5 protein-coding genes are annotated in these 1,927 nt (G+C 58.1%); all 5 read left to right on the plus strand.

What is annotated here, in order from left to right; translation table 11 throughout:
• On the plus strand, positions 1-243 hold a 243-nt coding region (locus ACE4YL_RS00515), incomplete at its 5' end, for a head-tail connector protein (protein ID WP_461368991.1).
• Entirely contained in the window at positions 243-590 is a 348-nt protein-coding gene (locus tag ACE4YL_RS00520; RefSeq protein WP_461368992.1) for a head-tail adaptor protein, read from the plus strand. The genes ACE4YL_RS00515 and ACE4YL_RS00520, both read left to right, overlap by 1 nt.
• On the plus strand, positions 587-1,012 hold the full coding sequence (locus ACE4YL_RS00525) for an HK97-gp10 family putative phage morphogenesis protein (protein ID WP_461368993.1): 426 nt from the start codon (positions 587-589) through the stop codon (positions 1,010-1,012). Before ACE4YL_RS00520 ends, ACE4YL_RS00525 begins: the two co-directional genes overlap by 4 nt.
• Positions 1,009-1,407, plus strand: a complete 399-nt coding sequence (locus tag ACE4YL_RS00530; RefSeq protein WP_461368994.1) for a hypothetical protein — start codon at positions 1,009-1,011, stop codon at positions 1,405-1,407. The genes ACE4YL_RS00525 and ACE4YL_RS00530 overlap by 4 nt, the downstream gene beginning before the upstream one ends.
• 2 nt (positions 1,408-1,409) lie before the next feature.
• The coding region (locus ACE4YL_RS00535; RefSeq protein WP_461368995.1) for a hypothetical protein at positions 1,410-1,927 on the plus strand (518 nt) is incomplete at its 3' end.

The following is a 1,927-nucleotide window of genomic DNA, read 5'->3' on the forward strand; positions in this document are numbered from 1 at the left end:
GTCTTCAATGAACCGCCCGGCGAGGATGTATCAATTACCGCAGATTACACCCAAGAAGTAACCGACCCCTGCGGCAATATACCCTTCGCCGTCAAAGCGGCCATCCTCCAGACAATCGCAAGCTACGTCGAGAACCGGGAAGCCGTGGCCGGGCGTGGTCATATCCCGCAGAAAATCCCCGGCACGGCGGAGGATCTGTTGTGGAAAACCCGTTACTTTTGGCATGAGGAGTTGAATCGCTGATGCCCGCCGGGACATACAACATCAGGATCACATTCGAGCGCGACGTCGGCACAGCCGATGCCGCCGGGCAGCACATCCCGGACTGGCAGCCGTTTAACCCTCCCCTTAAACGCTGGGGTAAAAGGATCGAAAGCCGGGGCCGGGCGTATTGGGCAGCGCAGCAGTCACAGGCCGAAGTGAGCGGCATAATCGAAGTGCTATACGACAGCGCCCTTCACGCCCTGCTTAAAGCCGACCGAACAAAAATCCGGGGCAAAATCGGCGACCGGGTGCTTTACGTCGAAGCCTTTGACGGCCCGAAGAACAAGGGCCGGACGCTGGATCTAATCGTGAGGGAACCGCAATGATAACCGTCAAGGTTACCGGCATGGACGCGCTCAAAAAAGAGATGAAGGCAATCACGGAGGAAATGAAAAGGGCCTGCGGAGAAGGCACCGATGCCTGCGCCGACCGCCTGGCCGCCATTGTGCGCCGCAACGCGCCGCGAGGGCCGACGGGCAATCTACAGCGGGCCGTCACCACCAAGAAGCTACCGGATAAGCCCTATTATCCCGCGGTGACTATGGTCGGCCTTGATTGCGGCATCGCCCCTCATCAACACCTGGTCGAATTCGGCACCGGCCCCCGGCAGCACGCCTCCGGCAAATCCGTCGGTGCAATGCCCGCTTCCGGCTTTTTTCGCAAATCAATCGACGAGGGTCGGCGGCAGATAGTTGGAACCATGCAAACTTATTGCCGTAAACCAATTGAAAGGCGGGGAGGTAGATGATTGAAATTGCGATCAGGGATTACCTGGTCACCATGGAAACCGCTGCGGCCGGGCGAATCGTCCCGCCGGATCTATTGCACACGGTAGACTTCCCCGCCATTACCTATCAGATCATATCGCCCCAGGGCCACCATGACATAAACGTGGATTTTCCCCGGGTGAACTTCACCGCCTGGGCGCCGTCATACCTGGCAGCCCGGACGTTGGCGATGGAGATCGAAGAACACCTGCGCCGGTATAAGGGAATTTTAAGCGGCCACCGCATAAAGCAGATCGTGCTTGAGCCTGGCCCCGGCGTGCTCCATGACCGGGAAGGCTACGACAAAGGCACCGGCAAAACCGGTTTATATTATGTTCCGCAAGATTTTAAAGTCATTTACGAAAGGAATGATTGAGCGTGAAGCAGACAACCGTGCAAGAATCACGGGCAATCCGTTTCGGCTCCGGCAAGGTCGAGGTCGGCGACAGCCTCGCTAATATGGTAGACCTCGGCGCCATGCGTGATGTGATGTTCGAGGAAACCTGGGAAAAGGTGCGCGTCATGAGCGACAACGCTGGCGAAATCGCCGTCGGCATCCGCAACCACCGCGCCGCCGTGCAAGGAAACTTGATGGAGATAGACCTGGAGAAGCTGCATCTGATCCGGGGCGGCCTGGATAACTACAGCACCGAGGGCGCAGGCACGGACGAAAAGACCGACACCGTCCTCTCTGGCGCCTGGGAATTTGACAAGCTGATCCTGTTCCAGCACCAGAGCTATGACGGCACAGTCCCGACCGGTATCACCGTCACCGGCAATGGTACGGCCTATACCCTGGATGACGACTACACGGTGGTCCAGGACAGCCAGGGCAGATGGGGTGTGCTGGTAGTAGACGGTACCGACAGCGACGAAGATCACAACCTGACAATCGT

Origin of the sequence: Candidatus Darwinibacter acetoxidans, assembly GCF_041936445.1 — a bacterium.
GTDB lineage: Bacteria > Bacillota > Limnochordia > Darwinibacteriales > Darwinibacteriaceae > DTU010.